The sequence below is a fragment of the Mycobacterium sp. NGS17 genome (genome assembly GCF_059813205.1).
Map to the genome: position 1 here is coordinate 180,727 of NZ_JCALED010000002.1, position 16,281 is coordinate 197,007.

General features: G+C 69.6%; 15 protein-coding genes. 5 read left to right on the top strand and 10 right to left on the bottom strand.

The window, feature by feature from the left end; all coding sequences use genetic code 11:
* Window positions 1-6: 6 nt before the first annotated feature.
* The 7 genes from glmM to eccCa all read right to left on the bottom strand — a co-directional run bounded on the left by glmM (window position 7) and on the right by eccCa (window position 8,300).
* On the bottom strand, window positions 7-1,344 hold the full coding sequence (glmM, locus tag AC5Y7E_RS04930; RefSeq protein ID WP_499947753.1) for a phosphoglucosamine mutase: 1,338 nt from the start codon (window positions 1,342-1,344) through the stop codon (window positions 7-9).
* 149 nt (window positions 1,345-1,493) lie between these two features.
* Window positions 1,494-1,958 carry a 30S ribosomal protein S9 gene (gene rpsI / locus AC5Y7E_RS04935; protein WP_499948305.1) on the bottom strand — a complete coding sequence of 155 codons (465 nt, stop codon included), beginning with the start codon at window positions 1,956-1,958 and terminating at the stop codon, window positions 1,494-1,496.
* An 80-nt stretch (window positions 1,959-2,038) separates the two neighbouring features.
* Entirely contained in the window at window positions 2,039-2,482 is a 444-nt protein-coding gene (gene rplM, locus AC5Y7E_RS04940; protein ID WP_499920614.1) for a 50S ribosomal protein L13, read from the bottom strand.
* Window positions 2,483-2,744: 262 nt separating this feature from the next.
* Window positions 2,745-3,047, bottom strand: a complete 303-nt coding sequence (locus AC5Y7E_RS04945) for a WXG100 family type VII secretion target (protein WP_499920774.1) — start codon at window positions 3,045-3,047, stop codon at window positions 2,745-2,747.
* Between the two features lie 9 nt (window positions 3,048-3,056).
* Window positions 3,057-3,374: a WXG100 family type VII secretion target gene (locus AC5Y7E_RS04950; RefSeq protein WP_499920616.1), complete on the bottom strand. Its 318-nt coding sequence runs from the start codon at window positions 3,372-3,374 to the stop codon at window positions 3,057-3,059.
* 43 nt (window positions 3,375-3,417) lie between these two features.
* Window positions 3,418-4,647 (bottom strand): type VII secretion-associated protein, encoded by a 1,230-nt coding sequence (locus AC5Y7E_RS04955; RefSeq protein ID WP_499947755.1) that lies wholly within the window; start codon window positions 4,645-4,647, stop codon window positions 3,418-3,420.
* Complete coding sequence (gene eccCa / locus AC5Y7E_RS04960) at window positions 4,644-8,300, bottom strand: type VII secretion protein EccCa (RefSeq protein ID WP_499947758.1); 3,657 nt, start codon at window positions 8,298-8,300, stop codon at window positions 4,644-4,646. The genes AC5Y7E_RS04955 and eccCa overlap by 4 nt, the downstream gene beginning before the upstream one ends.
* Before the next feature lie 128 nt (window positions 8,301-8,428).
* On the opposite strand from eccCa, the gene eccD reads away from it, so the two are divergent.
* Both eccD and mycP read left to right on the top strand, forming a co-directional pair.
* The gene (eccD, locus tag AC5Y7E_RS04965; RefSeq protein ID WP_499947759.1) at window positions 8,429-9,799 is read left to right on the top strand and encodes a type VII secretion integral membrane protein EccD; all 1,371 of its coding nucleotides are present in this window, start codon (window positions 8,429-8,431) and stop codon (window positions 9,797-9,799) included.
* The gene (mycP, locus tag AC5Y7E_RS04970) at window positions 9,799-11,109 is read left to right on the top strand and encodes a type VII secretion-associated serine protease mycosin (RefSeq protein ID WP_499947761.1); all 1,311 of its coding nucleotides are present in this window, start codon (window positions 9,799-9,801) and stop codon (window positions 11,107-11,109) included. The genes eccD and mycP overlap by 1 nt, the downstream gene beginning before the upstream one ends.
* Here the strand turns inward: mycP and eccB are convergent.
* Complete coding sequence (eccB, locus tag AC5Y7E_RS04975) at window positions 11,074-12,444, bottom strand: type VII secretion protein EccB (RefSeq protein ID WP_499947762.1); 1,371 nt, start codon at window positions 12,442-12,444, stop codon at window positions 11,074-11,076. The genes mycP and eccB overlap by 36 nt on opposite strands.
* 121 nt (window positions 12,445-12,565) lie before the next feature.
* On the opposite strand from eccB, the gene AC5Y7E_RS04980 reads away from it, so the two are divergent.
* The 3 genes from AC5Y7E_RS04980 (at window position 12,566) to AC5Y7E_RS04990 (ending at window position 14,784) form a co-directional block, all read left to right on the top strand.
* Window positions 12,566-13,453 (top strand): cutinase family protein, encoded by an 888-nt coding sequence (locus tag AC5Y7E_RS04980; protein ID WP_499947764.1) that lies wholly within the window; start codon window positions 12,566-12,568, stop codon window positions 13,451-13,453.
* 84 nt (window positions 13,454-13,537) lie between these two features.
* Window positions 13,538-14,131, top strand: coding sequence for a cutinase family protein (locus AC5Y7E_RS04985; RefSeq protein ID WP_499948307.1), 594 nt, complete (start codon window positions 13,538-13,540; stop codon window positions 14,129-14,131).
* A gap of 2 nt (window positions 14,132-14,133) precedes the next feature.
* On the top strand, window positions 14,134-14,784 hold the full coding sequence (locus AC5Y7E_RS04990; protein ID WP_499920629.1) for a cutinase family protein: 651 nt from the start codon (window positions 14,134-14,136) through the stop codon (window positions 14,782-14,784).
* A 4-nt stretch (window positions 14,785-14,788) separates the two neighbouring features.
* Here the strand turns inward: AC5Y7E_RS04990 and truA are convergent, their stop codons facing one another.
* The gene (gene truA, locus AC5Y7E_RS04995; protein ID WP_499947766.1) at window positions 14,789-15,700 is read right to left on the bottom strand and encodes a tRNA pseudouridine(38-40) synthase TruA; all 912 of its coding nucleotides are present in this window, start codon (window positions 15,698-15,700) and stop codon (window positions 14,789-14,791) included.
* A complete protein-coding gene (rplQ, locus tag AC5Y7E_RS05000; RefSeq protein ID WP_499920633.1) occupies window positions 15,630-16,262 on the bottom strand; it encodes a 50S ribosomal protein L17 in 633 nt (210 codons plus the stop codon). Before rplQ ends, truA begins: the two co-directional genes overlap by 71 nt.
* Window positions 16,263-16,281 lie beyond the last annotated feature (19 nt).

Below are 16,281 nucleotides of genomic sequence, written 5' to 3' on the forward strand. Positions count from 1 at the left end.
GGAGATCTACCGTGCGTCGCTGACCGCCTCGGCGACCCGGGTGGCGACACGCTGAGCGAGGTCCTTCTCCGGCGCTTCCACCATGACCCGGATCATCGGTTCGGTTCCCGAGGGGCGCAACAGGATTCGGCCGGTATCGCCCAGTTCGGCCTCGGCCTCTCCGACGGCGCTTCGCACCGCGGGCGCGCTGGCGGCGCTGTCCTTATCGGCGACCGTCACGTTGATCAGCACCTGCGGCAACGTCTTCATCGTCGAGGCCAGCTCGGCCAGCGACGAGCCGGTCTGCACCATGCGGGTCATCAGCCGTAGGCCGGTGACGATGCCGTCGCCGGTCGAGCCCAGCGCGGGCATCACGATGTGCCCGGACTGCTCGCCACCCAGGCTGTAGTCGCCCGCCCGCAATTCCTCCACGACGTAGCGGTCGCCAACGCCGGTGGTGCGCACCGTGATTCCCGCCGAGCGCATAGCCAGGTGCAACCCCAGATTGCTCATCACGGTGGTCACCAGTGTCTTGGACGCCAGTTCGTCGGCCTCGTGCATCGCGAGCGCGAGCACCACCATGATGTGGTCGCCGTCGACCAGGTTTCCGTCGGCGTCGATGGCCAGGCAACGGTCGGCGTCCCCGTCGTGGGCCAGGCCCAGGTCGGCGCGGTGCGCGACGACGGCCGCCCGCAGCGAATCCAGGTGCGTGGAGCCGCAGTCGTCGTTGATGTTGAGCCCGTTGGGGTCGGCGTTGATCGCGATCACGCGGGCGCCGGCGGCGCGGTAGGCGCGCGGGGCCACCGCAGAGGCCGCGCCGTGGGCGCAGTCCACCACCACGGTCAAGCCGTCGAGGCGCAGCGTGCTCGCCTTGCTCAGGTGGCGCAGGTAGCGGTCGTCCGCGTCCTCGGCATCGATGACCCGGCCGATCCCGGCGCCGACCGGGCGCAACTCAGGATCGACCTCGAGCAGGGCCTCGATGCGGTCCTCGGTGCCGTCGTCGAGCTTGTGGCCACCGGGGCCGAAGATCTTGATGCCGTTGTCGGGCATCGGGTTGTGCGACGCGGAGATCATCACCCCGAAGTCGGCGTCGTAGGCGCCGGTCAAATAGGCCACCGCGGGCGTGGGCAGGACCCCGACCCGCAGCGCGTCGACGCCCTGACTGGTCAGCCCGGCGATCACCGCGGCCTCCAGCATTTCGCCGCTGGCCCGCGGATCGCGGCCGATCACCGCAACCCGCCGGCCCGGTGCCCGCGCGCTCGCCAGGTGCCGCGCCGCCGCGGCACCCAGCGCGAGCGCCAGCTCGGCGGTCAACTCGCGATTGGCGACCCCACGGACACCGTCGGTGCCGAATAGTCGACCCATGCGACCAAACCTCTCACAGTTGTCGGGCTAGCACCTAACGTGCCCGTTCCTTTGTGGACGAAACCGGCCGCGCAGGGGCGCAGACACGCCGCAACCGGCCACAACTTGTGCACCACGATGCCAAGTTGTGGCCGGATAGCGACTGCTGATCAGCGCTTGCTGTACTGAGGCGCCTTGCGGGCCTTCTTCAGGCCGTACTTCTTGCGCTCGGTGGCACGCGGGTCACGGGTGAGGAAGCCGGCCTTCTTCAGCGGCGGCCGGTCCTCGGGCTGGGCCAGGATCAGCGCCCGCGCGATGCCCAATCGCAGCGCGCCGGCCTGCCCCGAGGGGCCGCCGCCGTGCAGCAGCGCGTAGATGTCGAAGCTCTCCACCCGATCGACGGTGACCAGCGGGGCCTTGATCAGCTGCTGGTGCACCTTGTTGGGGAAGTAGCCCTCCAGGGTGCGGCCGTTCAGGTTGAACTTGCCGGTACCGGGCACCAGGCGCACCCGCACCACGGCCTCCTTGCGGCGGCCGACCGTCTGGATGGGCCGGTCGAACACGAAGGACGCGGCGGGCGCGGCGGCTTCGGCGGTCGCGGGGGCTTCGGCGGCCTCTGCCGGCGCCTCGGTCACCTCGGCGACGGCCTCGACGGCTTCTGGGGTTTCCGGGTTCTCGGGGTTTTCGGGGTTTTCCACGGCCTCGGGCGTTTCGGTCACTGGGCCACCTGCTTGATCTCGTACGGAACGGGCTGTTGTGCGGCGTGGGGATGCGTCGGACCGGCGTAGACGTGCAGCTTGCGCGCGACCTGACGGGCGAGCTTGTTCTTGGGCAGCATGCCGACGATCGCGTCCTCTACCACGCGGTCGGGGTGCTTCTCCATCAGCTCGCGGATGGTGCGGCTGCTCAGGCCGCCGGGATACCCCGAGTGGCGGTAAGCCAGCTTCTTGTCCAGCTTCTGGCCGCTGAAGGACACCTTCTCGGCGTTGATGACGATGACGAAGTCACCGCCGTCGACATTGGGGGTGAACGTCGGCTTGTGCTTGCCGCGCAGCAGGGTGGCCGCCGCGACGGCAAGGCGGCCAAGCACCACGTCCGTGGCGTCGATGACGTGCCACGACCTCGTGGTGTCACCCGCCTTTGGCGTGTACGTAGGCACAGCGCTTACCACTTTCTCTTTGCGAGCCTCTTGGCTCGAGGTGGATCCCGGTGTGACCCGGGGGCCGGTCAGGCGTTCGCGGCAGGGCTTCGTCTCGGCGACCGACATTGACCCGAGGCCCGGCGTACCGCACGCCAACGGAGCAGCTTACCGACCGCCATCCCCGCAGGTCAAAATGACTGTGTGGTCCCAGCGGCTCTCCCCCGCCAGGACCACACAGTCTCACGGCGCGGCTACCTCCGCGCAGTGGTCTATTCGGTCGCTACCGCGCCCAGACGCCGGCGGCCCGGCGGTCGGCGTTGGCCACCTCTTGCGCACCGTCGCGCACGGCGTGTCCCAGGGCAGTCAGAATTTCGTTGAGGGCCGTCGCCGACTGGTGCCATTTGAGCTGCTCAGCCTGGTATGCGGCGGCCGCTTCGCTGGTCCAGAGCTGCTGCAGCGGTGCGATCTGCGATCGCAGCTCCTCCAGCGCCGCGTTGAAGCGTTCCGACGTGGAGTGAATTTCCTGACGCACCGTGTGTTCGATTTCGCCGAAGTTATAGGACAGGACCGAGTCCACCGGAATCCTCTCTCGTCACACATCCCCGCCGGCGGCGGCGATGTGGTGTGCGTGGTTCTGGCCGGCCTCCTGTAGGGCCGCCGCGTTGTGCCGAATGGTGTCGGCGATGGAGTGCAGGGCGTGATAGAGCCGCACCGACTCCGCGTTCCAGCGATCCATCACGTCTTTGAAGCGAGCGGCCGCGGGCCCGCCCCATGCCGACGGCGGCACACCGTTCATGCGGCCGACGAACGCCTGCAGCAGCGCCCGGATCTCCTCATTGCGGGCGTCGGTGGTGCCCGCCACCGACCGCATCAGGTCGAGATCGGTGCTCACTGTGTTCGATGCAGCCATACCAAATACGACCCCCGGCGCGGCCCTTCGGTTCCACAAATTTTCATCCGATCGCGTGAGCGGATCGCACCGCCTGGTCGCAGGCATCGCGGACGGCGTCTTCGTCGCCGGTCCGGCTCTGGCAACCGATGCTGATCCGAACCGGGCCGTCCAGGAGCACGGCCCAGCGCACGTGATGACCGGGGCGCACTTCGCGGTACGTCACCGCCGGGCGGCCGGCGCTGGTTCCGGCCGGGTTGAAGTCGACGAACACCCCCGGGGTCTCAGCATCGATCGCGTGCTTCAAACGCTCGGCGGTACCACTGAGCGTCTCGCCGGCGACCGGGGATTGGGTGATGTGCAAGGCCACGTCGGGATTTGTCTGCGAGGTGACCTGTACCCGGGCCGAGCCGGGTCCGCTCACCACGCGCTGGACCGACCACGTCGCCGGCACCGACAGCGCCACCCGGCCTTCCACCAGAAACGTTGTCGGCGCGGTCGCTACCGGCCTCGGCGCCACCACATCGGTTCGGCCCATCGTCATTGCGGTCGGCGCCGCCGCGGCGACCACGATCGCGGCCGCCACGAGCCCGCTGCGCGTGCGGGCGCGAGCGGCGCCTGCGGTGGCGGCCGGCCCCGGCGGCTCGGGTGTTGCCGGGTACGTCGACCGCGCGAGCCGGGCAAATCGAAAGTCGTTGATCTCCAGAATGTCTGGAATGTTGTGTCCGCCATCGCGTACCGCGTCGGCGATCAGCGCCGCCAGCACCGGCGCACCGGCGACGGTGCTCGGGGTGTCGATCAGCACGGCTTCGGGCGCCAGCGCCGCGACGATGCCCGCAACGCTGTGGGCGACGGCCTGCGGTTCGGCCGTGCGCGGTACGGCTGCGACCTGGCTCGCGGTGATCGCCACCAGCCGCTCGGCGATTTCGATCACTACGGTCGCGTCCGGTGCGGCGCCCGACGCCTGCCTCAGCAGCGACGCTCGCGTCCGCGTCCGACCTGAAACGGCCGCGGCGGCCTCGCTCACCACACCGACGCGCGACGCCCACCACCACGACGGATGCACGACGACCATTCCGTCGCGGTGACCGCGGTTTGCCGAGCGCAACGCGGCTTCCCACAGTGCGTCGACGGCCGCCGGCCGCTCCCCTGCCAGCGCCACCCCGTCGTCAATCGCATCCAGTGCCGCTTGGACAATGCCGGCCATCTCCTCGTCGCCGACTTCGCCTGTGGCGCAGCATAACCGCCGGATCGTGCCGGGCCCGGCCTCGACCACCGCGGGGTGCTCGCTCACGGTGGGCTCCACGCGACCTGGACAAGTGTCTCGTCACCGGCCCGACCGGCGAGTACACCGCGGCCCGGCGGCAATCGCATCGGCGCGGTGGAAGTCAACGATGCACCCCGCGCTGGACATCCGCTCATCATCAGCGACGCGCAACCGAGGTCGTGCAGACTCGCCAACAGCGGCTCGAACATCGCGCGCTCGAGTCCGCCGCTGCGCCGAGCGATGACCAAATGCAATCCCAGATCCGCTGCATACGGCAGGAATTCGGCGATCGGTGCCAGGCCATTGCCCGCCGGGCCGGTCACCAGATCGTAGTCATCGACGACGACGTAGAGGTCCGGTCCAGACCACCAACTGCCACCGCGCAGCTGGGCCTGGGTGGCGTCAGCCGGCGGCATCCGCGCCTGCAGCGACTCCAGCAGGCCGGGCAACAACACCGCCAGGGCGGCGGGCGACATGGCGTAACCGCCGAGATGTTCCGACTCGACGACACCGAGCAGCGTGCGCCGGAAGTCGACGATCAACAGCTGGGCCTCGGCGGGCGTCGTCGTCCGGACGATCTCGCGGCACAAGGTCCGCAGCGTCGCGGTCTTCCCGCACTCGTTGTCACCGAGAACGAGGAGATGCGAGCAGCGTTCGAAATCGACTGAGGCCGGCTGCAGTTCGCGCTCCCGCAGGCCGAGCAGTATTCGCGTCCGCAACTCGGCACCCCACCGGCGCACCACCGCCTCGCGATCCACGCGCTGCGGCAGTAGCGGTATCGCCGGAGCAACCGATTCACCGCCAGGCACCTCGGCGACGGGCAAGGCGATCACCATGTGCAGACCCTCACGGGAAAGTCCACGCCCCGGGCTGGCATACGGAACATGTTGGGCCGCCTTGCGGTCGATTTCGGAGTCGGCGGGATCACCCAGCCGCAACTCGATGCGCGTGCCGATCTGATCCCTCAGTGACGGCCGCACCTCCGACCACCGCGATGCGGACAACACCACGTGCACGCCGTACGAAAGCCCCTGAGCCGCCAGCGCGGTGACCGACTCCTCCAGCGTGTCGAAGTCCTGGCGCACGCTCGCCCAGCCGTCGATGACGAGGAACACGTCACCGAACGGATCACGCGACGCGTCGATGTCCGAACGCCGCTGCCGGTATTCGGCGATCGACGCGATGCCATGCTCGCGGAACAAGGCTTCACGGCGACGAACGACCGACTCGCACTCGGCGACTATCCGGGCGACCAGACGCGGCTCCGCCCGGCCCGCGACCGCACCCACATGCGGCAGCGTGCGCACCGCGGACAGCGCCCCACCGCCGAAATCCAGGCAGTAGAACTGCACTTGGCGCGGGCTATGCGTGGCCGCCAAGGCCGTGGTGAGCGTGCGCAGCGCCGTCGATTTTCCGGATTGGGGTGCACCGACGACCGCGAGATTTCCTGCGGCTCCGGACACGTCGACCACCAGCGGCGTTCGGCATTGGTCGAAGGGCCGGTCGACAATGCCGATGGGAACGGCCAGGCCGCCCGGCGCGCACGTGGCATCGGCCAGGACGGCGCGCAGCGCCGGCGCCGGCCCGAGCGGAGGCAGCCAAACCCGATGCGCGTGCGGTCCTTTGCCAGTCAAGCGGTCCAGGACCGCACTCGAGATGGTTCGTTGGGGCGCCTCGCTCACCTCGGCGGCGCGGCTGACCGCTCCGGTCACCCAGGTGCCGAACACCCGCGCCGTACGCGCCGCCGCGGCGTGCCCACCGGTCGTCTTGTTCGTCGGCAGCGGCGCCGAAACCAGGGCGGCCTGGAAGCGGATCGGTTCGCCGCCGCCGACGCGCAAGAAGCCGGCGCCGGGGGCGCTCGGCAGACGGTATGCGTCGAGACTACCCAGTATGGTCTGGGATTCGTTGGCCGACAGTGTCTTCAGGCACATCCGATACGACAGGTGGGCTTCCAATCCGCGCAGCCGGCCCTCGTCGAGACGCTGGCTCGCCAGCAGCAGATGCATGCCCAGCGACCGGCCGAGGCGGCCGATCGCGGCGAACGTGTCGGCGAAATCGGGATGCTGGCTGAGCAGTTCGGAGAACTCGTCGACGATGACGAACAGAGTGGGCAGTGGGGGTAGCCTTCGGACACCGCGTGCCCGTTCGTAAGCCGCGACGCTGGCACAGCCCGCCCTCCGCAGCAGCTGCTGGCGGCGGTTCATCTCACCGGAGAGGGCATCGCGCATCCGCGCCACCAGCGGCGCGTCGTCGGCCAGATTGGTGATCACCGCCGCCACGTGCGGGGCCTGCGCGTAGTCGAGAAAGGCTGCGCCGCCCTTGAAGTCGATGAGCAACAGGTTGAGCGTGTCCGGCGGGTTGTGCGCCATCATGCCCAGCGCGATGGTGCGCAACAGCTCTGACTTGCCGGACCCGGTCGCGCCGATGCACAACCCATGCGGGCCCATTCCGTCTTCGGCCGGCTCCTTGATGTCCAGCTCGAGCGGGGCGCCTCCGGCCGTGGTTCCGATCGGTACGCGAAGTCGGTCGCGGCCTCGTCGGCGGCGCCACGACGCGACCGGGTCGAGTCGGTCCAAGTCGGAAAGCCCCATCAACTGCAGCCAATTCGCCTCAGCGCCGCCCGGGCGCGGGTGATGCCGGGCCAGCCGGCGCGCACATATCAGCGCATCCAAGGGCGCCATCCGGTCCGGACACCATCCAGGTGCCGGACCGGCGGGCGTCCGGATCGTCAGCGGGGCGCCGTCGCAGCTGGTGCCTATCCCGATCGTGGTGACGTCGGCGATCGGGTCGATGCCCGGGGCCAGGTCCGTGACCACCACCGCTTCGGGTCCTGGGACCGCGGCGAGCGCGCGCTGAGCTTCCGTAGTGCTCGGGTAGATCATCCGCACCGGGCCCGCCTCATCAATGTCGACCGGGTGTTGATTGTGCGGAAGCCATTTCAGCCAATCCCAGTGACCGCGATTCTCGTCGTCGACGACCGCGACGATCAGCATCTGGTCGGGCGCGTGCAGCACGGCGATTTGGCAGAGAATCGCGCGGAGCAGCCCGCGCACCTCGTCCCGATCGCCGTCGATCGTCACGCGTGTCCCCGCACGCAGGCCGATCGCGACGGGAGCGCGGACCGTCGAGCGCACATGCAGGAAACGTTCGAGCGCGGTGGCGGTGACCGGGTCGCGGAGTTCTTCCGACGGAAGCCGCGGCGCCACCAAGCGGCGCGCGAGCGGCTGGGTTCCCATGCCCACACGCACGAGGCCGAAGTCCGCGTCGGTTGGCCGCCGCTCCCACATCCGCGAGCCGCCGATCAGCGTCCACAGCGTGTCGGGATCCGGATGCCGACCGATCGATGAACGGTATTGTGCCACAGCGATTTCGGACACGGACCGGTCCAGCTCGCTGAGGTAGCTCAAATATCGATCGCGGTCGGCATCGACGCTACCGCCCTGCCTGCGGGCACGACCGGCCAGCCCCGTCACCACGGTCGAAACCAGCATGGTGGCCGGGAATGCCAGAAACATGGGGCTACGGGCCGCACCAGTCCCAGCGGTGAACATCGCGGCCATGGCGCCCAGTCCCACCAGAGACAGCGCAACCGGCAGCAACCGCGCGAGTGTGCCCGGCGCTGTAGGTGACGGCAGGTCCGGGGGCGCCTCGACATCGATGTCCGCGGCAGCCTCGGTCACCTCATCCCCTTCCCGTGCGACGACGCTAAGCAGCGCCGACGCCGGCGGCAAGTCACCTGTGCACAACCGGATACCGGGTCGTATCGGCCTGGCTATGTTTCTTCGCAATCCGACGGAAGGGTTCGCTGTTGCCTGCATCCGATACCGGACTGCGGCGCGTCTCGGTGTATTGGGACGCTGCGGTCGCCGATGTCACGCTGCCCGCGAAAATCGCTATCGCCGTGCTGATTCCCTCGGTCGTCGACATCTTCGGGGTTGCCCATCCCGGCAACGAGGCCTGGCGCTACCGCTTGTCGCTGCCCGGCGCATCCGGGTTGGATCCGTCGATGACGCTGGCGCAGCACGGCATCGAGGACGGCGCAACCCTGGTGCTGAGCCGGAGCACCGCGCCGTTGCCCGACGTCCGCTACCTCGACGTGGCGGAGGTCGTGTCGGCCACCCTCGACGCGGGGACCGAGCCGCGCGGCGGCGCTTCACACGCGCGCGCTGCCCGACTCATCGCGGCGGCGGCTGCGATCGTCTGGTCCGCCGCAGGTGGCCTGACGATTGTGCGTAACGCGTTGCGCCTCAACGATAACCGAGAGCCGGCCACGACGGTCGCCGCGTTGGCGGCGGCCGGCGGCCTCGCCGTCGTGCTGGCCGCCGTCGCGCACCGCGGCTATCAGGACCCGACCGCCGGATTGACGTTGGGCCTTGTCGCTACGGTGTTCGCGGCGGCCGCCGGCTTTGTGGCGGTGCCCGGCGCGCCAGGCATGCCCAACGCGCTGCTGGCCGCGGCGGCCGCCGGTCTCACCGCCATTGTCGCGATGCGCGTATCGGGCTGCGGTGTGGTCACTTCGACCGCCGTGGCGACCTGTGCCGTGGTCATTGCGATGGCGGGGCTGGTGGGCGTGGTCAGCGCGGCGCCACTGCGCATCGTCGCTTCTGCCGCTGCGCTGGTCTCCGTCGGCCTGCTCTCCGTGGCGGCGCGCGCATCGATCGCCGTGGCCGGGTTGTCGCCACGGCTGGGGGTACCGGAGAGTCAACCGAGCGACGCGACGCTGCGTTCCCAAGCGGTCCGCGCCGACAGGTGGTTGACAAGCCTGCTTGCCGCCTTGTCATTATCGGCGACCCTGGGCGCGGTGGTTACCGTGCTGGCCGGCGCGCCAAATTTGGCCTGCACCGCCTTCGGCACCCTCACCGGTGCGCTACTGCTGCTGCGCTCCCGGTCCACCGACCCGAGAAAGATGCTGGTGTTCGCGATCTGCGGGATCATCGTTACCGCAACAACCTTCGGCGTTGCGGCATCGCGCGCCCCGGTGCCCGCCCCATGGATCGTGACGGCGACGATACTGGCGGTCGCGATGGCGGTGTACTTGGGCTTCGCGGCACGGCCGGCCTCGGCCGTCCTGCGCCGGAGCCTCGGGCTACTGGAGCTGGTGGCGCTGGTCGCGATGGTTCCGTTGACTTGCTGGATCGGTGGCCTGTACGGCGCCGCCCGGGGATTGAACCTCACGTGATGGGTCCGCGCGCTACCGGCCGCCTGCTGGCGGTGTCGGCGCTGACGCTGGCAGCCACATTGGAAATGCCAATGGCGCAAGCGGTTTCGCCGCCGGACATCGATGAGAGCCGGCTGCCGAAGCCCGCCTTGCCGGCACCCCCGTGGCCGACCGTGCAACGCGAGATTTGCGCGACGATGACGGTCGACGCGGGACCGGGCCGCAATCCGCCGACGGGCCTGGGGGACCTGGCGGCGGTCTGGCAATTCGGCCGCGGGGCCGGACAGCGGGTCGCGGTCATCGACACCGGGGTTTCGCGACACCTCCGGCTGCCCGATGTGGTGCCGGGCGGCGACTACGTGTCCACCGGCGACGGCACCCAGGATTGCGACGCGCACGGCACGCTGGTGGCTGGAATCATCGCGGCCGCAGCCGATTCCAAGGCCGACAGCTTCAGCGGGATGGCACCGGAAGCCACATTGATCAGCATCCGTCAGTCCAGCGCGAAATTCGCCCCGACCGGCGACCGGTCCCGCACTGGAGTCGGTGACGTCGACACACTGGCGAAAGCCGTTCGGACGGCGGCCGATCTGGGCGCCTCGGTGATCAACATTTCGTCGGTTGCGTGCGCACCGGTGGCTTCGGCGCTCGACGACCGCGCGCTCGGCGCGGCACTGGCCTACGCCGTGGACGTCAAGAACGCCGTCGTCGTGGCCGCGGCGGGCAATGCCGGCGCGGGGCAGTGTCCCGCCCAGCGTGCCGATGCAACCTGGCAGACCATCACGGTGGCCGTGAGTCCGGCGTGGTACGACGACTACGTGCTGACCGTCGGCTCGGTGAATGGCGGCGGAGGGCCGTCGGCGTTCACCCTTGCCGGCCCCTGGGTGGACGTCGCGGCGCCGGGTGAGGCGGTGACGTCACTCGCGCCGGAGCCGGTATCCGGCACGAGCTATGCCGCCCCACTGGTCAGCGGACTGGCCGCGCTGATCCGGGCCCGGTTCCCGGCTTTGACCGCCCGCCAGGTGATGCAGCGCATCGAGACGACGGCGCATCATCCACCCGCCGGATGGGATCCCCTCGTCGGCAACGGCACCATAGACCCGCTCGCCGCGGTCAGCACCGGCACGGGCCCTCCCGGTGACGGTCCCGTCCCTTCGAAGGCACCCGTGCCGCTCACCGCGCCGCCGCGGGCGCAACCGCGCGATTCTCGCGCGCGGGACACCGCGCTGCGCGGGGCCGCGATCTGCGTGGTTGCGCTGACCCTCGCCTTGGCCACCGGGGCGATCAGGGGTCGCCTACGGCGAGCCCGGGACCACATCGCGTGCGATTGATGCGTTCTGTCGGCTCAGCTCGGGTCCGGCGGGCAACAGCGTGAGAAGCGGCCACGGTGCCTGGCCCGCTTCGTCGACCCCGAGGGCGTGCGCGGCGTCGTCGTCGTGAATGGCGAACCGGACGCCGGTGTCGGTGATCAGGTAACGGGTACCGGCGTTGTCTCCCGCCCGCACGTACGCGCTTGCGCCGGGCGGCACGTATACGGCGTCCAGCGCGGGGCCGGGGCCGTCGGCTTGCGCCAAGGCCACTGGCGCCCGGCCGGACGGGATCGGTAGCCGGCTCTCGGCCAGGAACACGACTTCGCTGTGGCCGGATCCCACCCGCTCCCAGCCGGCGCACAACGCGCCGGCCGGCTCGGTCAGCGTTGGCGCCCGGTCGGGAAAGAGGCCAACCGGCAGCTCGGCGACGACGGGCGCGGCCCGGATCGCGTCGGGCGCGACGGTCACCGGGTGGGTCGTCTCCTGCGGGTTGTCGAACCGCAGGAGGTCGGCGGCCACCTGGCCGATGCGCTGCACCCCGGCGGCTAACACCACGTAATAGTCGTCGCCGCCGGAGCGTGTGACGCGAAGCACACTGCCGACCGCGAATCCGGGCAATCGCGGCGCCGTGGTACCCCGACCGTGGATGCGTGGCGGCGCGATCGGCGGCGCTTCCGGCACCGCATTCAGCAATGCCTGCGAAACGAGGAGCGGCGATCTGCCCTCGAGGCGCAGCGCGCGCACCACTGCAGCGTCGCCGAGGTCCACCAGCGCCCGGTGCCCGTCGTAGAGCAGGTAGGCAGGTGAGCCGGAAGCCGTACCCACCAGGATCGCTTGCCCGGTGAGAACGCGGTGCACCGCTGGTGCCTCGGAGCGGCGGCCGATGATGACGGTCGTGGTGCTAGCGCCGCTGCTAGCGCATATCAACCAATCCACCTCCCCGGGAGGCAACGACCTGCCGAGAAACTGCGGTGCGCCCGGAATGCCCAGCAGCGGGCCGCGTTTGGTGGCGTTGAGGTCGGACTCGGTGACCGCCTGCGGGTTGGCGGCCGTCGCGGCGATGAGCCGGGCGGACGCCAGGTTGAGCACCGGATGCCAGACGTCGCCCACTCGTACGAATAAAGCGCCCGACGCCGGGCTCACCACGATCTGCGCGCGATCCAGCGCCACATGAGGCCGCAGCACGGCCAGCAGCGCGCAGCCGGCTACGGCAACAGCGGTGATCACGCACCCAAACGCCACCGGCCGCGGGCGCGAGCGAAACCCGGCATGCTGCCCCAGCAGCGCGCTTTCGGTGCGCCGCAGCAAATACCGGTACGCGCTGACCTGCAGCCACATGGCCGGCTGACGCGGCACGTGATCTCCTGACTCGATGGTTGCGCTGACCGCCACGGTAGGCCGCCGCTTCGGGGTGCCAGAGCGGTTATCCACAGGTCATTCGGGTTCGGGCGCATCACGAGTCGGATAAAATTGCCCGGTGCAAACTCACCGTGTACGTACCCGTCGGGCGGTTACCGCGTGGTCAGCGGGCCCTCTGATCGGCCTGGGCGTTTCTGCCCTGGTTATCGCTGCCGGCCTGGTCGCGACGCCCGCCGCGGCGCCGAAAGCCTCCGCCGACGACTGCCCGGACGTCGAGGTGATCTTCGCCCGCGGCACCAACGAGCCGCCGGGACTGGGCCGGGTGGGCGACGCGTTTGTGGACTCGCTGCGCCAGCAGACCGGCCTGAACATCCTGCCCTACGGCGTCAACTACGCGGCCAGCAAGCTGCAGCTGCACGGCGGCGACGGCGCCAACGACACGATCGACCGCGTCAAGAAGAGCGTGGAGAAGTGCCCCAACACCAAGATCGTGCTGGGCGGTTACTCGCAGGGCGCCTCGGTGATGGACATCGTGGCCGGCGTCCCGATCGGTGGCATCAGCTGGGGCAGCACGCTGCCTGCGCAGTACGCCAACAACATCGCGGCGGTCGCTACCTTCGGTGACGTGGCCGACCGCGCCGGCGGCACCCTGCCCAGCCAGAGCGCGATGCTGGGCTCCAAGGCCATCGACCTGTGCAACCCCAACGACCCGATCTGCCATGCCGGCCCCGGCAACGAGTGGAGTGGGCACACCGAGGGCTACGTCCCCGTCTACACCACCCAGGCCGCGGCCTTCGTCGCGCAGAAACTGGCCGGCGCCGGTCTCGGCCAGCAGTCGCCCGCCTTCGGGCCACCGCTAGGAACCGGCCCGCAGACCTCCCCCGGCTACGGTCCACAGCAGCCCGGGTCGGGCCCGTCGATCCATGGCGGTACCGGCCCCGGTCCGGCGCCCACGCCGGCGGCGCCCGCGCCGGCTACGGCTTCACCGCAAGCACCTCTCGTCTAAATCGTTACCGTCGGGTTATCAACGCCCCCTTAACATCGCTGTGTGAGGCTTATCCCGTTCGGGCTGGGCATCGGAGTTGGCGTGATGGGAGCGTTATTGATTGCTCCCCAACTGATTCCGCATGCGTCGGCGTCGTGCCCCGGCGTTGAAGTGGTGTTCGCCCGGGGCACCGACGAGCCACCGGGCGTCGGCAAGGTGGGCGGTGCCTTCGTCAGCGCGTTGCGCGAGCAGACCCGCAAAAGCGTTGGCGCATATGCGGTGAACTACCCGGCCAGCAAGGACTTCCTGGCCGCCACCAACGGCGCCAACGACGCCAGCACCCACGTTCAGCAGATGGCCGTCAACTGTCCCAACACCAAACTGGTGCTGGGCGGCTACTCCCAGGGCGCCGCCGTCGTCGACATCGTCACGGCCGCACCGATATCCGCCCTCGGCTACCGCCAGCCGTTGCCGCCCCAGGCCGCCGACCATGTCGCAGCCGTCGCCCTGTTCGGCAATCCGTCCGGCCGCGCGGGTCAGCTGATGAGCGCTCTGTCCCCGAATTTCGAGGGCAAGACCATCGACCTGTGCAATCCGGGCGACCCGATCTGCTCGGGGGGCACGCAATGGAGTTCGCACCTGAGCTACGTGCCCGGATTGACCAACAGGGCCGCGAATTTCGTGGCGGGCAGGGTCTGATTTTGAGTCAGCGCTGGTACGGCGCGGCGGGTGCCGCGTCCATCGCCGGGGCATCGCTGCTCACCCTGGCGGTCACCACCCTCCCCCTACCGGCCGCATCGGCGGAATGCCCAGGCGCCGAAGTGGTTTTCGCCCGCGGCCGCGAGGAGCCACCCGGCGTCGGTTACGTCGGCGCCGCATTCGTCAACTCCCTGCGCGCCAAGGTGCGTATGCCGGTGGGGGCCTACGGCGTCAACTATCCCGCCGATGTCAGCCCGGCCAAGGGCGCGAACGACATGAGCGCGCACGTCCAGCAGATGGCGAGAACCTGCCCGGGTACCCGCGAGGTGCTCGGCGGCTATTCGCTGGGTGCCGTTTCCGCCGATCTGGTTGTCGCCGTGACGCAACCGGCATTCGGATTCACCAACCCGCTGCCGCCGGCATTCGATCAACAGGTGGCGGCCGTCGCCTTGTTCGGTAACGGCACCCGCAAAGTGCTTGGCCCGGTCCCGGACTTCGACCGCGCCTTCGCCGCCAAAACCATCGATGTGTGTGCGAAGGGGGACCCGATCTGTTCGGCGGCCGGCCTGAATTGGCCTTCGCATCTGCAGCCCTCGTATATCGACTCCGGGCTGGTCGATCAGGCCGCCGACTTCGTCGCTGCCAGGCTGTGACCGCTCAGTCCCGCGAGCGCACATCCCGGGTGATCAAGTTGCGCGCGGCGAGTTGGTCATCGGGCGGGTAGTCGACACCGACCAGCGACAAGCCATGGGCGGGCGCGGCGGCAAAGTCGCTGGATCGTGCCGTGGCGGTGAGCAATTCGCGGCAGTAAGAGACCGGGCGGCGATGTTCGCCGACGGCCAGCAGCGCGCCGACCAGTGAGCGCACCATCGACCAACAGAACGCGTCGGCGCTGACGGACGCGGTGATCAGGTCACCGTCGCGAGTCCAGTCCAGTCGCTGCAGGTCGCGAATGGTGGTGGCGTTCTCGCGATGACGACAGAACGCGGCGAAATCGTGCAACCCCAACAGGTCTCGTGATGCGGCGGCCATCGCCTCGACGTCCAGTTGACGCGGCCAGGCGGTGACGTAGCGGGCCTGCAGCGGCTGCACACCCCAGGGCGCCGTCGAGATGCGATACACATAGTGACGGCGCAGCGCAGAGAATCGGGCGTCGAAACCCGCAGGCGCGCGGGTGATATCGACGACCCGGACATCGGTGGGCAGAAACCGGCCCAGCCGCCGCAGCAGCGGCAGGAACTCGGGTTCACCGACGTGCGGTGCGCGCGGGTAGGCGTTCGGCAGCGCGTCCAGCGGCACGTCGACGTGAGCCACCTGGCCGGTGGCATGCACCCCGGCGTCGGTGCGTCCCGCCGCGCGCAGCCGCACCGGCGTGCGAAGGACGGTCGTCAGCGCTTCGTCGAGCACTCCCGCCACGGTCCGTTGGCCGGCCTGAGTGGCCCAGCCCGCGAAACCAGTTCCGTCGTAGGCGATGTCGAGCCGCAGACGGACGTGATCGTTAACTCTCGTCAGCCTCGTCGTTCGCCTCGGCGGCTTCGGCTTCGGCTCGCGCGGCCACGGCCTCGTCATGCTTCTCTTCAGCGGCGGCCTCGGCCGGCGTGGCCTCGGTTTCCGCCGCCTCGGTCTCGGCCGGCTCGGTGACTTCCTCGGCCGTCGGGCCGACGGCTTCCTGCGGCTCGACGGCCGCCTGAGGCGCCGCCGCTGCCGCGACAGGAGCGTCGGCCTTCTTCGACGCCTTCACTCGACGAGCCCGATCGGCCTCGGAGGTGACCGTCTTCTCCCGCACCAGCTCGATCACGGCCATGGGCGCGTTGTCGCCCTTACGCGGCTCGACCTTGATGATGCGGGTGTAGCCGCCGTTGCGGTCGGCGAAGAAGGGACCGATCTCCTCGAACAGGACGTGCACCACGTCCTTGTCGCGGATCTTCTTCAGCACCTCTCGACGGTTGTGCAGCGCACCCTTTTTCGCGTGCGTGATCAGCTTTTCCGCGTACGGCCGCAACGCGCGCGCCTTGGGCTCGGTCGTCTTGATTCGGCCGTGCTCGAACAGCGAGGTGGCCAAGTTGGCCAGCAGGGCCTTCTGGTGCGAAGACGACCCGCCGAGGCGAGGTCCCTTGGTGGGCTTGGGCATTGCGACTATCTCCTCATTG

What these genes read in the sequence shown, in the direction of transcription:
- glmM (WP_499947753.1), bottom strand. Translation starts at nt 1,344, where the DNA reads ATGGGTCGACTATTCGGCACCGACGGTGTCCGTGGGGTCGCCAATCGC.
- AC5Y7E_RS04950 (WP_499920616.1), bottom strand. Translation starts at nt 3,374, where the DNA reads ATGGCTGCATCGAACACAGTGAGCACCGATCTCGACCTGATGCGGTCG.
- mycP (WP_499947761.1), top strand. Translation starts at nt 9,799, where the DNA reads ATGGGTCCGCGCGCTACCGGCCGCCTGCTGGCGGTGTCGGCGCTGACG.
- AC5Y7E_RS04985 (WP_499948307.1), top strand. Translation starts at nt 13,538, where the DNA reads ATGGGAGCGTTATTGATTGCTCCCCAACTGATTCCGCATGCGTCGGCG.
- truA (WP_499947766.1), bottom strand. Translation starts at nt 15,700, where the DNA reads ATGACGAGGCCGTGGCCGCGCGAGCCGAAGCCGAAGCCGCCGAGGCGA.
- rplQ (WP_499920633.1), bottom strand. Translation starts at nt 16,262, where the DNA reads ATGCCCAAGCCCACCAAGGGACCTCGCCTCGGCGGGTCGTCTTCGCAC.